Source organism: Sorangium sp. So ce1335 (assembly GCF_051521615.1).
Lineage (GTDB): Bacteria > Myxococcota_A > Polyangia > Polyangiales > Polyangiaceae > Sorangium.
On sequence record NZ_CP150363.1, the window covers coordinates 2,705,253 to 2,720,464 of the forward strand.

Consider the following 15,212-nt stretch of genomic DNA (forward strand, 5'->3'; position numbering starts at 1 on the left):
GCCTGCTACGCTCGCGCCCGCCATGCAGAGCCCATCCGACGGCCGGCGCCCCCGCCGAGCGCACCTCCGACGCCTCCTCAGCCTCGCCCGCCCGGAGGTCGGCCGGCTCGCCCTCGGCACCGTGTTCCTGGCCATCGGCAGCGGCATCACCCTCCTGATCCCCCAGGGGATGCGGAAGATCATCGACGACGCGCTCGGCCCGGGCCGCACCGTCGAGGCGATCGACGACGCCGCGCTCTGGCTGGCGCTGCTCATCGTCGTCCAGGCCGCGTCCCTCGCGCTGCGGTACGCCCTCTTCTCGACCGCCGGCGAGCGCGTCGTGGCCCGCCTCCGGACGCAGCTCTTCGAGCACCTCCTCCGGCAGGAGGTCGCGTTCTTCGACGACCACCGGACGGGCGAGCTGACGAACCGCCTCGCCTCGGACACGACCGTCCTGCAGAGCAGCGTCAGCGTCAACGTCTCGATGGCCCTGCGCTACACCGCGTCCGTCATCGGCGGCGTCGCGCTCCTCTTCTACACGTCGCCGCGGCTCACCCTGCTCATGCTCGCCGTCGTGCCCGTCGTCGCGATCGGCTCGGTCGCCTACGGCCGCAGGGTCCGCCGGCTCTCCCGCGGCGTGCAGGACGCGCTCGCCCGCGCCAGCGAGGTCGCCGAGGAGGCGCTCTCCGGCGTCCGCACCGTCCGCGCCTTCGCCGCCGAGAAGCGCGAGGCCGAGCGCTACGCCGGCCGCGTCTCCGCGTCGTTCGAGCTCGCCAGGACGCGCATCCGCGCGTCGTCGAGCTTCCTGGCCGTCGTCAACTTCGCCGGCTACAGCGCCGCCGCCCTCGTGCTCTGGTACGGCGGCCACCTCGTCGTCGCCGGCCGCCTGACCCTCGGCGCGCTCACCTCGTTCCTGATGTACACGTTCGTCGTCGCCTTCGCGCTCGGCGGCCTCAGCGACCTCTGGGCCGACTTCATGAGGGCCACCGGCGCCGCCGAGCGCATCTTCGAGCTCCTCGACCGCGAGCCCGCCATGCCCGACACCGGCGGCCTCCAGCCTCACGCCGTCCAGGGGAGCCTCGAGCTCCAGCGCGTGCGGTTCAGCTACCCGACCCGCCGGGACGTGCCCGTGCTCAAGGGAATCGACCTCTCCGTGCGCCCCGGAGAGGTCATTGCGCTGGTCGGCCCGTCCGGGGCGGGCAAATCGACGATCGCCGCGCTGCTCCTGCGGCTCTACGACCCGGACGACGGGCGCATCCTCCTCGACGGCCGCGACCTCCGCGATCTGTCGCCGACCTGGCTCCGCCGCCAGGTAGGCATCGTCGCGCAGGAGCCTCTCCTCTTCGCCGCGAGCGTGGCCGACAACATCCGTTATGGACGGGAAAACGCCTCTGACGAGGAGGTCGAGACCGCCGCGCGCGCCGCCAACGCGCACGAGTTCATCTCGAGATTTCCGGACGGGTATCGCACGCTCGTCGGCGAGCGCGGGGTGCAGCTCTCCGGCGGTCAGAAGCAGCGCGTCGCGATCGCCCGCGCGATGCTCAAGGACCCTCGGCTCCTCGTGCTCGACGAGGCGACGAGCGCCCTCGACGCCGAGAGCGAGCACCTCGTCAAGGGGGCGCTCGAGGCGCTGATGAAGGGGCGAACGACCTTGATCATCGCCCACCGGCTCTCGACGGTGATGGGCGCCGACCGCGTGCTCGTGATGGATGGGGGTACGATCGTGCAGAGCGGCGCGCACGCGGCGCTCATCGCCCAGGACGGCCTTTATCGCCGGCTTGTCGAGCGGCAGTTCGTGAGCGCGGGCCTCACGACGACGGCATGATGAGCTGCTGCTGGGTGGACCTGCGCTCGCCCACGGCGGCCCTGCGCTCGCCCATGATGGAAACCGCCGTCTCCGAGGCGAGCCCCGCCGCGCTCTGCGACGTGCGGCGGAGCGTGCCGAGCAGCGCAATCCAGCCGTGCTCGCTGCTCGTCATGGCGCGCGCGCCGATGCTGTCCATCCGGCTCAGCGCCTTGCGCGCGACCCGGAACACGCTGCGATCGATGCCCTCGATCAGGTCGAGCGTGGCGCCGAGCCGCTCCTGCGTCTCGGTGCGCACGTCCTCGAGGAAGCCGAAGCTCGCGCGCACGACCTCCTCGACGACGCCGAGGCCGCCGTCGACCCAGGTGTAGATCAGGCCCTCTCGCGGATTGCCGAGCTGCCCGGGATCGGAACCGTTGCTGCCGACCACGCGCTGGCCGGAGATGCTCTCGTCCATCTCGAACCCCCTTCCTTCATCGTTGTTGGCAGGCGACTCGCCTGCTGCGAAATCACTACAACAACCGACGTCTCGGATGGGTTATCACAGGGCAACAAACGCGTGAACTCTTTCTTTTGCGCTCACGCGCCTTTCTCCATCTCCGGTTCGCACCTCAGCGGCCTCCTCGTCGGGAGCGTCCTTTGGCGGCGCCCCCGCGTGCTGCTGAATCTGCGAACTTCCAGCGAAAGCGCGCGATAAACGACCTTCACGTCGGCGACGTAAGCTGGCTGCCGCGGGGAGAACCTTACTCCTTGGCAGGGGCGCCCTGGCTCGCTACGGTCTTGCGGTGCCCGCGAGGCTGACGAACACCGGGCGATTCATCATGGGAACCACCTTGTCGACGCTCCTCGCCGCGTCCTGCGCCTCCGCCGCGCCGCGCGTCGAGCCGCCGCCCGCGCCGCGGGCCCCCGAGCACCTGGCCTTCGACCTGCAAGAGGGCGACATTCGCAACCACTTCTTCCGTCATGGCCATATCGCCGCCCATCTCCTGACCACCTCGGGCGCGTCGCCGCGGCTCATCGTCGCCTTTCCGGCCGGCAACATGGGTATCGCCGTGTGGTTCGACGCGCACCCGGCGCCTGTCGAGCTCGCGGTCGAGGGGCGCCTCGCGGGCGTCGAGCGGCCCGACGGCATGCGCGGCGTCTCGGCGCTGCTCGTGAGCGCGGCGCCGGCGCTGCGCGTGCACCGGCTCGTCCTCGGCAGCGTCCGCACGCTGCGCGAGGTGGGCCGCGACGCCGAGCTGCCGGGCTGGCTGCGCCACGACGTCGAGGCCGGCGCCGGGCCGGGCGGCGGGGCCGTCGTCGCGCGGCGCACCACGGTGGACGGCGAGCACCACCTCGAGCTGCTCGTCGAGGGCGAGGACGGCACGACGGCCACGGTCGGGCCCGACGGGCGCATCGAGCTCGCGGCGGGGCCGCGCGGCCTGCGCGTCCGGGTGACGGCGCTCTCGGACGAGGCGCCGCTCACGCCGGTGCCCCTCGACGCGCTGGTCAACGAGCGCGCCGCCGACGAGCCGCGCCACCTGCAGGCGCTCGCCTTTCTCGCGTACCGGGAGAAGCTGCTGGCCGGATCGTGGCGCTTTCTCACGTACTTCGGCCGGGACACACTGCTCGCTGTCCGGATGCTCCTCCCCGTCCTGGAGCCGGCCGTCGTCGAGGCGGCGATCGGCTCGGTCCTCGATCGGCTGAGCCCGACCGGGGAGGTCGCGCACGAGGAGGCCGTCGGCGAGTACGCGGCGCTGCTTCGCCTGGCCGCGGGCGGCGGCGGGTCGATGCGCGAGCCCGTCCTCGACTACAAGATGATCGACGACGACTTCCTCCTTGCGCCGCTCGCCGCCGAGGCCCTCCTCGGCGCGTCCGGCCGGGAGCGCGCGGCGGCGTTCCTCTCGCGCCGCACGCCGGCCGGCGAGACCTACGCGCAGGCGCTCGCGCGGAACGTGGCGCTCGTGCTCCGCCTCGCCGCCCCGTTCGCCGAGACGGGCGATCCGAGGGCGCTGATCGCGCTCAAGCCGGGTGAACCCGTCGGCGAGTGGCGCGACAGCACGGAGGGGCTCGCGTTCGGCCGGATCCCGTACAGCGTGAACGTCGCGCTCGTGCCCGCCGCCCTTCGCGCCTCCGCGCGGCTCCTCGCGAGCCCGCTGCTCGGCGCCGACGAGGACGGCGCCCGCCGCGCCGAGCGGCTCGCGCGCGCGTGGCGGGACGCGGGCGTCTTCTTCCGGGTGGAGCTCCCGGAGGCCGAGGCCCGGCGTCGCGTCGCTGCCTACGCGACGTCGCTGGGCCTCGATCCCGCGCCGGCGGTCGCGTCGATCCAGGGCACGCTCGCGTTTCCGGCGCTCGCGCTCGACGGGGAGGGCAAGCCCATCCCGGTCATGCACTCCGACGACAGCTTCGTCCTGCTGTTCACGGATCCGCCCCCGGGCGCCCTCGAGGAGATCGCGGGCCGCCTGCTCCGCCCGTTCCCGGCCGGCCTGCGCACGCCGGTGGGCGTCCTCGTCGCGAACCCGGCGTTCGCTGTCGACCCGGCGATCCAGGGGCTGTTCACCGCCGGCCATTACCACGGCACGGTCACCTGGTCGTGGCAGCAGGCGATGCTCGCCGCCGGCATCGACCGGCAGCTCGCGCGCGGGGATCTGCCGGCCGGCGCCCGGGGCGCGCTGGAGCGGGCGCGGCGCGCGCTCTGGGAGGTGATCCAGGCCACGCGCGCGGCGAGCACGCGGGAGCTCTGGAGCTGGGCCGTCGAGGGCGGCCGCTACACGCTGGTGCCGTTCGGCGCGGCGAGGACGCACCACGACGAGTCGAACGCGGTGCAGCTCTGGAGCACGGTGTACCTCGCCGTGCGCCCGTGAGCGGCGCGATCGGTCGATGAGCGGGCGAGCGCGCCGCGCCGCCGGAAGGCGAGCGCGCGGCGCGCGGCGTTGAAGCGCGCCCCCTCAGATCAGCGTCGTCAGCGCGCCCCGCAGGAAGTCGCGCGCGACGACGACGTCGTGGACCTCGTCCGGGCCGTCGGCGATGCGCGCGGACCTGGCGAACCGGTACCAGAGCGAGAACGGCAGGTCCTCGCTGTACCCGAGCGCGCCGTGCATCTGGATCGCGTCGTCGAGCACCTGGCAGAGGAGCCGCGCGACGTGGTTCTTCGCCATCGAGGAGTAGGGGCGCGCCTCCTTCTCCTTGCCTTGCTCCAGCATCGCCGCGCAGTGCAGCGTCATCAGGTTGCCGGCGTGGATGCCGGACGCCGCGTCGGCGATCTTCTTCTGGATCATCTGGTGGTGCGCGAGCGTCTTGCCGAAGCTCTCCCGCGTGAGGACGTAGTCGCGGCACATCGCCAGCGCGCGGTCGGCCCAGCCGAGCCAGCGCATGCAGTGGGTGAGGCGCGCCGGCACGAGCCGCCGCTGCGCGAGGAGGAAGCCCTCGCCGACGCCGCCGAGGACCGCGTCGTCGCCGACGCGCACGGCGTGGAAGCGGATCTCGGCCTCGCGGTGCGCGAGGATCGGCGGGCTCATCACCGGGATGTCGCGCACGTGCTCGACGCCCTCGGCGTGGCGGTCGACGACGAACATCGTCGCGCCGGTGCGCGGATCGTCCGACGTGCGCGCCATCACGATGAGGAACGCCGCGTCGCCGCCGCCTGTCGTGTACCACTTGTGGCCGTCGATCACCCACCCGCCGTCGACCCGGGTCGCCTTCGTGCGCAGGTTCGACGGATCGGCGCCGGCGCCGGGGGCGGGCTCGGTCATCGAGAAGCCGCTCGTGATCTCGGCGCGCGCGAGCGGCGCCAGGTACCGCGCGCGGATCGCGGGCGAGGCCGCCTTGAGCAAGAGATCCATGTTGCCCTGATCCGGCGCGTCGCAGTTGAAGCAGGCCGCGCCGACCGGGGAGCGGCCCATCTCGCGGAAGAGCGCGCACATGCCCATGATGCCGAGCCCTGAGCCGCCGTGCTCCACGGGCAGGTGCGGCACGAAGAGCCCCTCGGCCCGCGCGCGCTCGCGCAGCGCCGTCAGCGTATCCTTCCGTCGCCCGCGGTCCTCCTCGAGGATCGACGCCTCGTTCGGGATGACGTGCGCCTCCACGAACGCGCGCACGCGGCCGCGGAGATCGGCCAGATCGGGGGGCAGATCGAAGGAGATCGACACGGCGCGAGTATAGGAGGCCAGAGGGCCGCGTGATAGCGTCGGACGCGCGATGGCACTCACCCCGCCGACGAACACACGCGCGCCGCGCGAGGCGCACCGGATCGACGAGGCGGCCCTCGGCCGCTGGCTCGCCGAGCACGTCGACGGCTGCGCGGGAGGCACGCTCACGGTCGCTCAGTTCAGGGGCGGCCAGTCGAACCCGACGTACTGGGTGGGTGTCGAGGGCGGGGCGGACGGACATCTCCAGCTCGTCCTGCGGAAGAAGCCGCCCGGTCAGCTCCTTCCGTCCGCGCACGCCGTCGAGCGCGAGCACCGCATCCTGCGCGCGCTCCGCGACACGGAGGTGCCTGTCCCGGAGGCGCTCGCCCTCTGCGACGACGCCGCGGTGATCGGCACGCCGTTCTTCATCATGCGGTATGCCGCCGGACGGATCTTCTGGGATCCGACGTTGCCCGAGCTCGGGAGCTCCGAGGAGCGCCGCGCGATCTACGCGGAGTACGTCCGGGTCCTCGCGGCGCTCCACCGGGTCGACCATGCCGCCGTGGGGCTCGCGGACTACGGCAAGGCCGGCGGCTTCGTCGCGCGGCAGGTCGACCGCTGGTCGAAGCAGTACGAGGCCTCGCGCACGGGCGAGGTGCCGGCGATGGAGGCGCTCATGCGCTGGCTCTCCGCGAACGTCCCGGCGCGGGACGAGACGACGCTCGTCCACGGCGATTACCGGATCGACAACCTCGTCTTCTCGTCCGGCTCCCCCGCCGAGGCGATAGCGACGCTCGACTGGGAGCTCTCGACGCTCGGACACCCGCTCAGCGATCTCGCGTATGCCTGCATGGGCTATCACCTCAACCTCCCTGGCCGGGGCGGTCTCGCCGGGGTCGATGTCGCTTCGCTCGGGATCCCGACAGAGGACGAGCTGGTCGCCTCGTATTGCAGGCTCACCGGCCGCGACGGCATCGAGGCGTGGCCGTACTTCATGGCCTTCGGCGTCTTCCGCCTCGCCGCGATCGCGCAGGGCGTCTACAGGCGGAGCCTGCAGGGCAACGCGAGCTCCGAGGACGCCGGCGGATACGGCGCGGCCGTGACGGTGCTCTCGGAGCTCGCCTGCGGCATCGCGGGGATCTCGCCGCGCTGAGCGCGCGGATCCTGCGGGATCGTGTCCGCTGTCACGACGTGTGCTCACGCGTCGTGTGCAAACGATGCGGTCGGGGGCGATTCGCCCGAAGGACGACCGAGGTTGCCGCCATCCATGAGGCAACCGTCTGGCCCGCCGTGCAGGCCGGTTTCTCGAGGCGGTACATCTCCTGTACGCCGGCAAAGGAATCTTATGAGACAGTCGTATCTTTCTCTGGCGAAATTGTTCTGTGTCGCGGCAATGGCCCTCGCCTCCTCGGCCTGCGGCGGCGATGAGGGCGCCGGTTCCGGGACGGATGTCGAGGTCGAGCGCTCGGATTTGCCGTCTCCGCTCCAGGCGGGCGAGGGGAGCTGCCAGTTGCCCGGCGGTCCGCTCTCCTTCAACGAGCTCAAGGGCCCGCTCGAGAACCTGCCTGTCGCCTGCGTCCCGAGCTGGACCGAGGAGCAGCTGATCGATGGATTCGCGGCCATCCGCGACACACGGGTGCAGGAGCTCGCCTTGCCGGAGCAACCCGGTTTCTTGCGGAGGATTCCGTGGCTCGAGCCCGAGAACGGCTGCGAGGAGCGGGCCCCGGCGGCGACCTACTTCCTCCACCAGTGGGGCTATCCGACGCCCTGGTTCGCTCGGGTCCAGTCCAGGGCAGGCGCGGGGTTGGTCCTGCAGACCGAGAACGAGCCGGACGGGGAGGTGTCGTGGAGCCACCACGTCGCGCCCGTGGTCCGGGTCGGCGGGCAGCTCATGATCCTCGACCCCGCCATCGAGCCGGGGGGGCCTCTCCCGATCGCGGCGTGGCTCTCTCGGTTCGTCGTCGGCGACGTCGACATGGCGGTGTGCCGCGATCACGCCGACGAGCAAGGGTGCTTCGACGCGGTGCCCGCGGCGCCGTCCCTCCCCAACATGACGAACAGCCAGGGCCTGCGCGGGCGGCTGATCACCGAATGGCGGGTTCAGGAGCTCCTCGGGCGCGATCCCTACCGTTCCCTCGGCGACTGCCCGCCGTGGGTCACCACCTGCCCGCCCGAGCCCGCGTCCGATCCGAACCAGCCGCCGACCATCCAGCGGTTCGCGTCGGACAAGACCGATATGCCCGTCTGGTATCCCATCTATGTCATCGGCGACAACTTCGTCCCGGGCTTGACGACCGTGCGCATGACCGGGCCCGGCGTCGACGAGCTGGCTCCGATCTCCGCCATCAACAAGCGCAGGATCCTGATCGAGACGATGTATCCGTCGGGCGTCTACCAGGTGACGGCGTCGAACGGAGCGCACGCCAGCCAGGCGATGTCGCTGACCATCGACTGATCCGGAGCCCCCCGCGCCCGCCGGAGCCCTGAGCGCGCCCTGCTCGACGAGGGCGCGGCGGCCGGCGGGCTTCCGTGGCGGCTGCGGCCGCGCCCGTATTCCCGGGCGCGGCCCATCCGTGGTAGTCCGGCCGCGTGGCCACGAGCGACCGCCTCGCGCGCAAGCAAGCTCCGGAGGGCGGCCGCCGCCTCGCGGTCACCCCGGCGCCGCGCCGGGGGCGTCGAGAGCCTGCCGCGCTCCCCGACACGATCTCCTGGTGGGCCGCGTTCTACCGGGTCATTCGCCGCATCCCCGTGGGGCGGGTGTGCACGTACGGCGCCGTCGCCGTGATGGCTGGACACCCCCGCGCGGCGCGCCACGTCGGTTATGCCCTCGCCGCCCTCAAGGAGACGGGCGAGGGCGCGGGCGTGCCCTGGCACCGCGTCCTCGGGAGCCGCCCGCGCCATCGGGCGGCCGTCACCATCAAGGATCCCGTGGGCGGCGCGCTCCAGCGCAAGCTGCTCGAGGCCGAGGGCGTCGCGTTCGACGATCGCGGCAACGTCTCCCTCGATCGCTTCGGCTGGTTCAAAAGCCCGCCCGTCGCCGCGCCCGCGAAGCAAGCGCGCGCCGCGGCGCCCCGGAAGCGGCGATCCTGAGGAGGCGTGCGAGCAGCCTGGACGCTGGCGTCGGCTCCTGTAAGCTCGCGCGCATGCGTGGAAGATGCGCGCTCGTCGCGGTTCTCGCGTGTGCCCTGGTGGCCTGTTCCGAGTCGCCGCCCGACGTCGGCGCGGGCGGCGGCGGCGCAGGCTCCGCCGGCAGCGGCGGCGGCGCAGGCCCCGCCGACAGCGGCGGCGGCGCAGGCCCCGCCGGCAGCGGCGGCGCCGGCGGCGCTGGCGGCGCCGCGGACACCAGCTCGAGCGCGGCGGAGGGCACGGCCTCCAGCGCCGCGACGGGCGCGGGGACGGGTGGAGGCGGAGGCGCGCCCGAGGGCGCGTGCGCGGGTGTCTCGGAGGTGCCGCCCGAGCTGGGGCTTGACCCTTTCTACAAGAAGTACGTCGACGCCTCGGGGATCCCCATCGTCAGCTCCGAGAAGCCGCCGGACGCGGCGCTCTTGCGCGCGTGCTCGGTCGTCGTCCGCATGCTCGGCCTGCGCGATGACGTGCGTCAGGCGATGATCGCGAACCACACGCGCGTCGCCGTGATGGCGGAGACGGAGGTGACGACCGACATCCCGGAGCACAGCGACCTTTACGAGGCGTTCCCGGGAACGGACTGGGACACACGCGCCCGCGGCCTCGGCGCGACCCCCGCGCGCCCGGCGAGCTCCTGCGCCGAGGAGAACGTCCTGTGTTATCCGAGCGACCGGTACAGGGGCGAGGACATCCTCGTGCACGAGTTCTCGCACGCCATCGCCATCATGGGCATCGCCTTCGCCGAGCCGACCTTCAACCAGGAGCTCGCAGCGGCGTTCGAGGGCGCGCTCCAGGCCGGAAAGTGGGCGAACACCTACGCCGCGACGAACAAGGACGAATACTGGGCCGAGGGGGTCCAGGACTGGTTCGACACGAACATCGAGTCGATCCCGGGGAACGGGATCCACAACGAGATCAACACCCGCGCGGAGCTGCGCGAGTACGATCGCCCGCTCCACGATCTCATCGCCAGGTACTTCGCCGACGACGCGTGGCGGCCGAGCTGTCCCTGAGCAGCGGACATCGAGGGACAACGAGCCGAGCGCCGTGACGATATCCTGGCGTCGGGTTCACCGTGTTCATGGGGAACACCGACATGCCCTCACGCGCCCAGCTCGAAGAGCTGCATCGCCACCAGCGCGACGCAATCGGGCTCGCGCGAGTCCGACACGATCTGGCGGAGCTCGTGGAAATAGCGCACGTGCAAGGCGCGCAGCCGCTCGAGGTCACGGCGCGCGACGCTGACCAGGTTGTACGAGTACAGGCCTGGATCGCCGCGGCGCTGCCGGCACGCCGCCACGTCGAGCCAGTGCGCCTTCAACCGTTGCCGTGGCTCGGCGGCGCCTCGGGTCATGTCGACCGTCTCGGCCGTGGCGGCGTACCGCCCTCCGCGCCACCGGACCAGGCCCGCCCGCGACAGGGCGCCGAGGCACGCGCGCACCTCGTCCTCGGGGAGCCGGAGGCGAGCGGCGACCCACGCATCGTCGTGGCGGGGGAGGGCCGCGTAGCTCGCGAGCTCGAGGACGCGCAGGACGGCGTGGGACCACGGTAGCTCCGTCGCTATCCGGCGGCGCTCCTCGAGCACACCGAAGTCGCGCGCCACCGAGGGCAGCTGGCCCGGGTGGACGAAGAGGGCGAGGAAGTCGATGAGCCTGTCGGTCGTCGCGTCGACGATGGCCAGCGCGTCGGGGAGCCGGGGCTGGGACGTGCCCGCCATGAAGCGCGACACCTGGGACGCGCTGCGCCCGATCCGGGAGCCGATCTCGGCGTTGCTCAGGCCCCCCTTGATCACCTGGAAGAGGGTGGCCGTGAGGGCCGGGTCGGAGACGGCGACACCCGCGCCGAAGACCGATTCCTGGCGCACGAAATCCGAGAGCGCGCGACGGACGTCGACGCCGTTGTACGCCGCGACGCGCAGCAGGGTCGGGAGCGTCGGAAAGCGCCTCCCGGACTCCCAGCCGAAGGCGACGTTCGTTCCGTACCCGAGCCGGACGCTCAGCTGCCGCTGCGAGCGCTGGCCGCGGAGCGCTCGGCAGAAATCCTTTGCGATCTCATCGTACTGCGCCCTCTTGTATCGCATATATGCATCGATCATAGCATATCGGCGCGATAGATAATGCATATCAGCGCTACACCGCGCTTGCGCTGCCCCCTGCGCTGCTGCAAGTGGAGGGTGAAGGAGGCTTCGATGAACGTGCGACTTGCTTGCTTGCTCTGGGTGGGGTTGCTCGCGGGGTGCGCCGGGGGACAGACCGGGGAGGTCGCGGCCGATCCCTGCGATTTCCTCCCCGAGACGGCGGGGCAGTTCGTGGAGCATGCCCTCACCGATCCGACGCCCCTCGGCGTGAGTGGCCAGGAAGCCATCGACGCGACGGGCGGCTCCGGGAGCTTCGACGTGGCATGGGCCAACGGGACGCAGAGCGCCGTGAGCTGGTCGCTCGTCGCCGACACGGAGAGCTCGCCGGTCGTGGCGTACATCGACCGCAGCGGCCAGTGCGCCGACGCGTATCTGAAGATCCTCGTGCTCGGTCAGCTATCGAGCGCCGACGGCGTCCTCCACCACGAGCAGCGCGGGGCGCTCTATCGGGGCGACGACGGCGTCGCCAACCTTCGCCTGTCCTTCTTCTACGACGAGAACCCGTTCCCGGACGTGCACGCCGGCAGCGGGTCGGGGGACGGCTGCGCGGGGTGCCTCGGGGCCTTCGAGCTCTCCGTCGAATCGCGCTGGGCGGCGGGGGAGGCGACCCCTCGTGGCCATGTATATCTGATCGAGAACGGGACGCTGCTCGGCGAGGTCGGCACCTTTTGAGGCGGAGCCGCGGTGAGCGGCCCCGGCGCGGCACAACACGGCACATCTGTACAATCCCCGCGGATTCAGCGCCGCCACGGGCTGGCATCCGGCTTGCCAACAGCGCCTCGCATGACGCCTGGCATGCACCTCATCCTTCTTCGTCGCTGTGTACCCGGCCTCGTGGCCGGGGCGGCGGCGCTGTCCACCCTGACATGGACCACGGAGCCGTCCGCGTGCGGCGCAACGTTGCCCGAGGTCACCGCGCACTCGCCGCGCGACGGCGCCGTCGATGTGCCGCTGAACGCGGCGCTGTTCGCCGGCTCGAACCTGGGTCGGCTCGCCTTCACGCTGCGCGAAGCGCAGAGCGGCGAGGTCGTGCCGGTCTCCGTGTCGTGCGACGGCTTTTACGACGGCAATCTCTGCGCCGCGCACGCGGGGCCGCTCGCGGAGAACACGACGTACGAGTGGACGGCTGCCATGGTCGAGGAGCCGGGCGCGGACGCCGGCGAGCCGGTCTGGCACCAGTTCACGACGGGCACGGCGCACGACGAGCGGACGCCGCTCTCCACCGATCTCTCGGTGAGCGTGCTGGAGCGTGGGACCAGCGAACCCAACAACTGCAACGGCGGTGGCCCCTGGACGAAGGTGCGGTTGTCCTTCTCGGTGGATGAGCCGGTGCTCTTCGACCCCGCGCCGCCGCAGACGGCGCCGGTCCCTGTGCCCGGAGGGCGCTCGGAGGTCGAGATCACGGTGCGGAGCGGCTCCTTCTGCCTCGCGCCCCGGATGCTCGATGCCGCCGGCAATGCGCTGCTCGTGCAGCCCGTGTGTGTCCCCGCGGAGGACAGCCCGGCCCAACCCACCGACCCGGCCCAACCCACCGACCCGGCTCAGCCCGACGACACGGATCCGCCCGCGGAGCCTGGCGCGGCCGAGGGATGCAGCGTGGGCCAGGCAGGCCGGACCCGAGACATCGGCGCGGCCTCGCTGCTGTCCATGGCGGTGCTCGCGCTCGCCTTCCGGTCGCGGCGGTCGCTGCCGCGGGGCTCTCGCCCGCGTCGCGGCGGATGAGCCGGCTCGGGGCCGGAGCTCGAGGGACGGACGGGGACGAAAACGAGGACAGCTGGCCGGCGCGCCGCCCCTTGCCGTGGCCCGCGGGGGATCCTCGTGGTACGGTCTCCATGGAATGAGCGCCTGCCTGCACCCCGCCGCATCGCGGCCGTGGCCTTGCCACGGCGCGCGCAGCGCGCTCATTTCCCTGCGAACCCGGCTGTTCTGCCCGAGGTCGCCCGCACGCTCGTAGGGGAGCGGTCTTCCGGCGCTTTTCGCCAGCCGCTCCCGGGATGAAGCGGGCTCGGGGCGAGGGCGCCCTGCGCGGGCGACCTGGATGAGCACTCGCGCCGGCCAGCTCGCCTGGCGTGGACCTCCTCGGCCGAGCCCGGCACGCGTCAACGAAACAAGGAGATCCCAGCTCATGGCACCCCACTCGAACCCCATCGTCCTCACCGAATTTGACCGCGATCGGCTCGCGCGGCTGCTCGAAGCGATGCGCGCGCGCCCCGGGGGCGATTCCCCGAACCTGGAGGCGCTCGAGACCGAGCTCGAGCGCGCGGACGTCGTGAAGCCGGGGGACATCCCGCCGAACGTGATCACCATGAACTCCCGGGCCGAGCTCCTCGACCTCGACACCCAGGAGCGGCTCTGCGTGACCGTGGTGTTCCCCGGGATCGCCGACGTGAAGAGCGGCCGCATCTCGGTGCTGGCGCCGATGGGGCTCGCGCTGCTCGGTTGTCGCGAGGCCGACGAGGTGGAGTGGCCAACGCCGAGCCGGACGCGGCGCCTCCGGATCGAGCGCATCGTCTACCAGCCCGAGGCGTCGGGTCGCTTCGACATCTGAGCTCCACACCGGCGGGACCGCCGATCCCGAAGGACGAAACGCGCGTCCCGGCTCGACCTGAGCCGTCCGTCTCTTTCGAGCCCGGTCGCATCGCCGCAAGCGGCGGGGCGCACGTCGCGTCGCCCCGCGCGCCGGGCCGCGAGCGCCGGAGCGCTCGCCGTGCTGCCTCGCGCGACGATCCGCGAGCGTCGAGGCGCACAACGAAGCGCGCCCGGCGGTCTGCGGCTCAGCTGCTCGATCCCCTCGAGATCGGGACCTCGCCGCGGACGACGAAGGAGCCGTCCTCGTTCACGGTGATGATCCGGTTGTTCTGGTAGGTCGACTTGATCTCCGGAGAGCGAACGATGTACCAACCGGCCGACGGCCTCGCCTGGGCTTCCACGCCCACCTTGTGATCGTCCTCCGAAGCGGTGAGCGGGTTGCCCCAGCCCATCTGCCGCTCGACAAAGAAGTTGTCACGGATCGTGGTGGTCGCGAAATCGTTCTTCCTGCTCGCAACGTAGTGGTGGTTGAGCCCCGCGACCGCCCCCCAGAAGAAGTTGTCTTCGATGAGGATGTTGGTGAGCTTGCGCATGTCGGAGTCGTCGACCTCTTGCTTGAACATGATGCTCGCGTTCGAGTAGTCGTCGCCCGAGTTGTACCCGTTCGGCCAGATGCGATAGCCGACCATGTCCCGGGGGCCCCCGAGCAGGTTGCCGCGGAGCACCACGTTGCGCCCGGCGTTGAACTGGAAGGCGTCGTTGTGGGTACGCCCGTCGGACGGCGTGTCCGTCCCGTTCTTGTACTCGCCCGCATGGATCCAGTTCATCTCGACGGTGGTCTGCTGGTTCGTCCAATCCGCCGTGCGCCCGACGTAATTGATGCCGTCCTCGACGTTCCGGATCTCGCTCCAGCGCAGGGTGAAGTTGCCACCGTGAAGGGCGGGCTGCGACTGCAGGAGCCGGCCGGCGGGGTTGCCGTTGTGCGCCGGAGCGGACTTTCCACGCTTCGTGATCCACGCCTCGGGATCGAACAGCGAGTTTTCTATGACGGCGTGCGGCGGGTTGTCTCCATAGTTCGTGAGGAGGGCCCGCGGCTCGGGCAACTTCGACGGATCGGGTCCGCGGAAGATGCACTCGTCGAACTTGATGCCCCTGGCCTTCGGCACGACCGTCCCCCAGAACTCGACGCGCTTGTAGGTGATGTTCGGGGTGGTCAGCCGGATGGTCGTTCCTGAGTTCGCCTCCATCTGCTGGAACGCGCCGGTCCAGATCGGTCCCGTCGTGGTCGGCCCTGGAAGGTAGGTCCCAGGGACGAGGGCTGTCCGGTCGGTCACCTCTGCCGCGCCGCTCGCGGCGTTTGCTTCGCCGTCGATCGAGACATCCCCGACGGCGGAGGGCTCTTCATCGGCAGCGATGCAGCCCGCCGACAGGGAAAACACCGCGACGAGCGACCATGTGATGAACGGACGAAACTTTCGAGACATGCTCACCTCTCTCAGGTCCGGGCTCCGGGAACGTCGTTCGGCGCGCC

13 protein-coding genes are annotated in these 15,212 nt (G+C 71.5%); 9 read left to right on the forward strand and 4 right to left on the reverse strand.

Features of this window, described 5'->3' with window-relative positions; all coding sequences use genetic code 11:
* Positions 1-22: 22 nt before the first annotated feature.
* Positions 23-1,804 (forward strand): ABC transporter ATP-binding protein, encoded by a 1,782-nt coding sequence (locus tag WMF24_RS10050; protein WP_437736159.1) that lies wholly within the window; start codon positions 23-25, stop codon positions 1,802-1,804.
* On the opposite strand, the gene WMF24_RS10055 is transcribed toward WMF24_RS10050, so the two are convergent.
* Complete coding sequence (locus WMF24_RS10055; RefSeq protein ID WP_437736160.1) at positions 1,788-2,240, reverse strand: hypothetical protein; 453 nt, start codon at positions 2,238-2,240, stop codon at positions 1,788-1,790. The two genes, WMF24_RS10050 and WMF24_RS10055, sit on opposite strands and share 17 nt — an antisense overlap.
* A gap of 364 nt (positions 2,241-2,604) precedes the next feature.
* Here WMF24_RS10055 and WMF24_RS10060 point away from each other — a divergent pair, with 364 nt between their 5' ends.
* The gene (locus tag WMF24_RS10060; RefSeq protein ID WP_437736161.1) at positions 2,605-4,626 is read left to right on the forward strand and encodes a hypothetical protein; all 2,022 of its coding nucleotides are present in this window, start codon (positions 2,605-2,607) and stop codon (positions 4,624-4,626) included.
* 84 nt (positions 4,627-4,710) lie between these two features.
* Here WMF24_RS10060 and WMF24_RS10065 read toward each other — a convergent pair whose 3' ends face one another.
* A complete protein-coding gene (locus WMF24_RS10065; protein ID WP_437736162.1) occupies positions 4,711-5,910 on the reverse strand; it encodes an acyl-CoA dehydrogenase family protein in 1,200 nt (399 codons plus the stop codon).
* 49 nt (positions 5,911-5,959) lie between these two features.
* Here WMF24_RS10065 and WMF24_RS10070 point away from each other — a divergent pair, with 49 nt between their 5' ends.
* The 4 genes from WMF24_RS10070 (at position 5,960) to WMF24_RS10085 (ending at position 10,028) form a co-directional block, all read left to right on the forward strand.
* Positions 5,960-7,042: a phosphotransferase gene (locus WMF24_RS10070; protein WP_437736163.1), complete on the forward strand. Its 1,083-nt coding sequence runs from the start codon at positions 5,960-5,962 to the stop codon at positions 7,040-7,042.
* A gap of 240 nt (positions 7,043-7,282) precedes the next feature.
* The gene (locus tag WMF24_RS10075) at positions 7,283-8,344 is read left to right on the forward strand and encodes a protein-glutamine glutaminase family protein (RefSeq protein ID WP_437736164.1); all 1,062 of its coding nucleotides are present in this window, start codon (positions 7,283-7,285) and stop codon (positions 8,342-8,344) included.
* Between the two features lie 134 nt (positions 8,345-8,478).
* Positions 8,479-8,979: an MGMT family protein gene (locus WMF24_RS10080; protein WP_437736165.1), complete on the forward strand. Its 501-nt coding sequence runs from the start codon at positions 8,479-8,481 to the stop codon at positions 8,977-8,979.
* A gap of 98 nt (positions 8,980-9,077) precedes the next feature.
* On the forward strand, positions 9,078-10,028 hold the full coding sequence (locus tag WMF24_RS10085; RefSeq protein ID WP_437736166.1) for a hypothetical protein: 951 nt from the start codon (positions 9,078-9,080) through the stop codon (positions 10,026-10,028).
* Positions 10,029-10,117: 89 nt separating this feature from the next.
* Here WMF24_RS10085 and WMF24_RS10090 read toward each other — a convergent pair whose 3' ends face one another.
* The gene (locus tag WMF24_RS10090) at positions 10,118-11,095 is read right to left on the reverse strand and encodes a DUF4423 domain-containing protein (protein WP_437736167.1); all 978 of its coding nucleotides are present in this window, start codon (positions 11,093-11,095) and stop codon (positions 10,118-10,120) included.
* A gap of 108 nt (positions 11,096-11,203) precedes the next feature.
* Here WMF24_RS10090 and WMF24_RS10095 point away from each other — a divergent pair, with 108 nt between their 5' ends.
* The 3 genes from WMF24_RS10095 to rnk all read left to right on the forward strand — a co-directional run bounded on the left by WMF24_RS10095 (position 11,204) and on the right by rnk (position 13,700).
* Positions 11,204-11,824, forward strand: a complete 621-nt coding sequence (locus tag WMF24_RS10095; RefSeq protein ID WP_437736168.1) for a hypothetical protein — start codon at positions 11,204-11,206, stop codon at positions 11,822-11,824.
* 123 nt (positions 11,825-11,947) lie between these two features.
* Positions 11,948-12,874: a hypothetical protein gene (locus WMF24_RS10100; RefSeq protein WP_437736169.1), complete on the forward strand. Its 927-nt coding sequence runs from the start codon at positions 11,948-11,950 to the stop codon at positions 12,872-12,874.
* Positions 12,875-13,277: 403 nt separating this feature from the next.
* A complete protein-coding gene (gene rnk / locus WMF24_RS10105) occupies positions 13,278-13,700 on the forward strand; it encodes a nucleoside diphosphate kinase regulator (protein WP_437736170.1) in 423 nt (140 codons plus the stop codon).
* A gap of 226 nt (positions 13,701-13,926) precedes the next feature.
* Here the strand turns inward: rnk and WMF24_RS10110 are convergent, their stop codons facing one another.
* A complete protein-coding gene (locus WMF24_RS10110) occupies positions 13,927-15,165 on the reverse strand; it encodes a hypothetical protein (protein ID WP_437736171.1) in 1,239 nt (412 codons plus the stop codon).
* Between the last annotated feature and the right edge of the window lie 47 nt (positions 15,166-15,212).

What these genes read in the sequence shown, in the direction of transcription:
- WMF24_RS10075 (WP_437736164.1), top strand. Translation starts at nt 7,283, where the DNA reads ATGGCCCTCGCCTCCTCGGCCTGCGGCGGCGATGAGGGCGCCGGTTCC.
- WMF24_RS10050 (WP_437736159.1), top strand. Translation starts at nt 23, where the DNA reads ATGCAGAGCCCATCCGACGGCCGGCGCCCCCGCCGAGCGCACCTCCGA.
- WMF24_RS10060 (WP_437736161.1), top strand. Translation starts at nt 2,605, where the DNA reads ATGGGAACCACCTTGTCGACGCTCCTCGCCGCGTCCTGCGCCTCCGCC.
- WMF24_RS10055 (WP_437736160.1), bottom strand. Translation starts at nt 2,240, where the DNA reads ATGGACGAGAGCATCTCCGGCCAGCGCGTGGTCGGCAGCAACGGTTCC.
- WMF24_RS10100 (WP_437736169.1), top strand. Translation starts at nt 11,948, where the DNA reads ATGCACCTCATCCTTCTTCGTCGCTGTGTACCCGGCCTCGTGGCCGGG.
- WMF24_RS10090 (WP_437736167.1), bottom strand. Translation starts at nt 11,095, where the DNA reads ATGCGATACAAGAGGGCGCAGTACGATGAGATCGCAAAGGATTTCTGC.
- WMF24_RS10110 (WP_437736171.1), bottom strand. Translation starts at nt 15,165, where the DNA reads ATGTCTCGAAAGTTTCGTCCGTTCATCACATGGTCGCTCGTCGCGGTG.
- WMF24_RS10070 (WP_437736163.1), top strand. Translation starts at nt 5,960, where the DNA reads ATGGCACTCACCCCGCCGACGAACACACGCGCGCCGCGCGAGGCGCAC.
- rnk (WP_437736170.1), top strand. Translation starts at nt 13,278, where the DNA reads ATGGCACCCCACTCGAACCCCATCGTCCTCACCGAATTTGACCGCGAT.
- WMF24_RS10095 (WP_437736168.1), top strand. Translation starts at nt 11,204, where the DNA reads ATGAACGTGCGACTTGCTTGCTTGCTCTGGGTGGGGTTGCTCGCGGGG.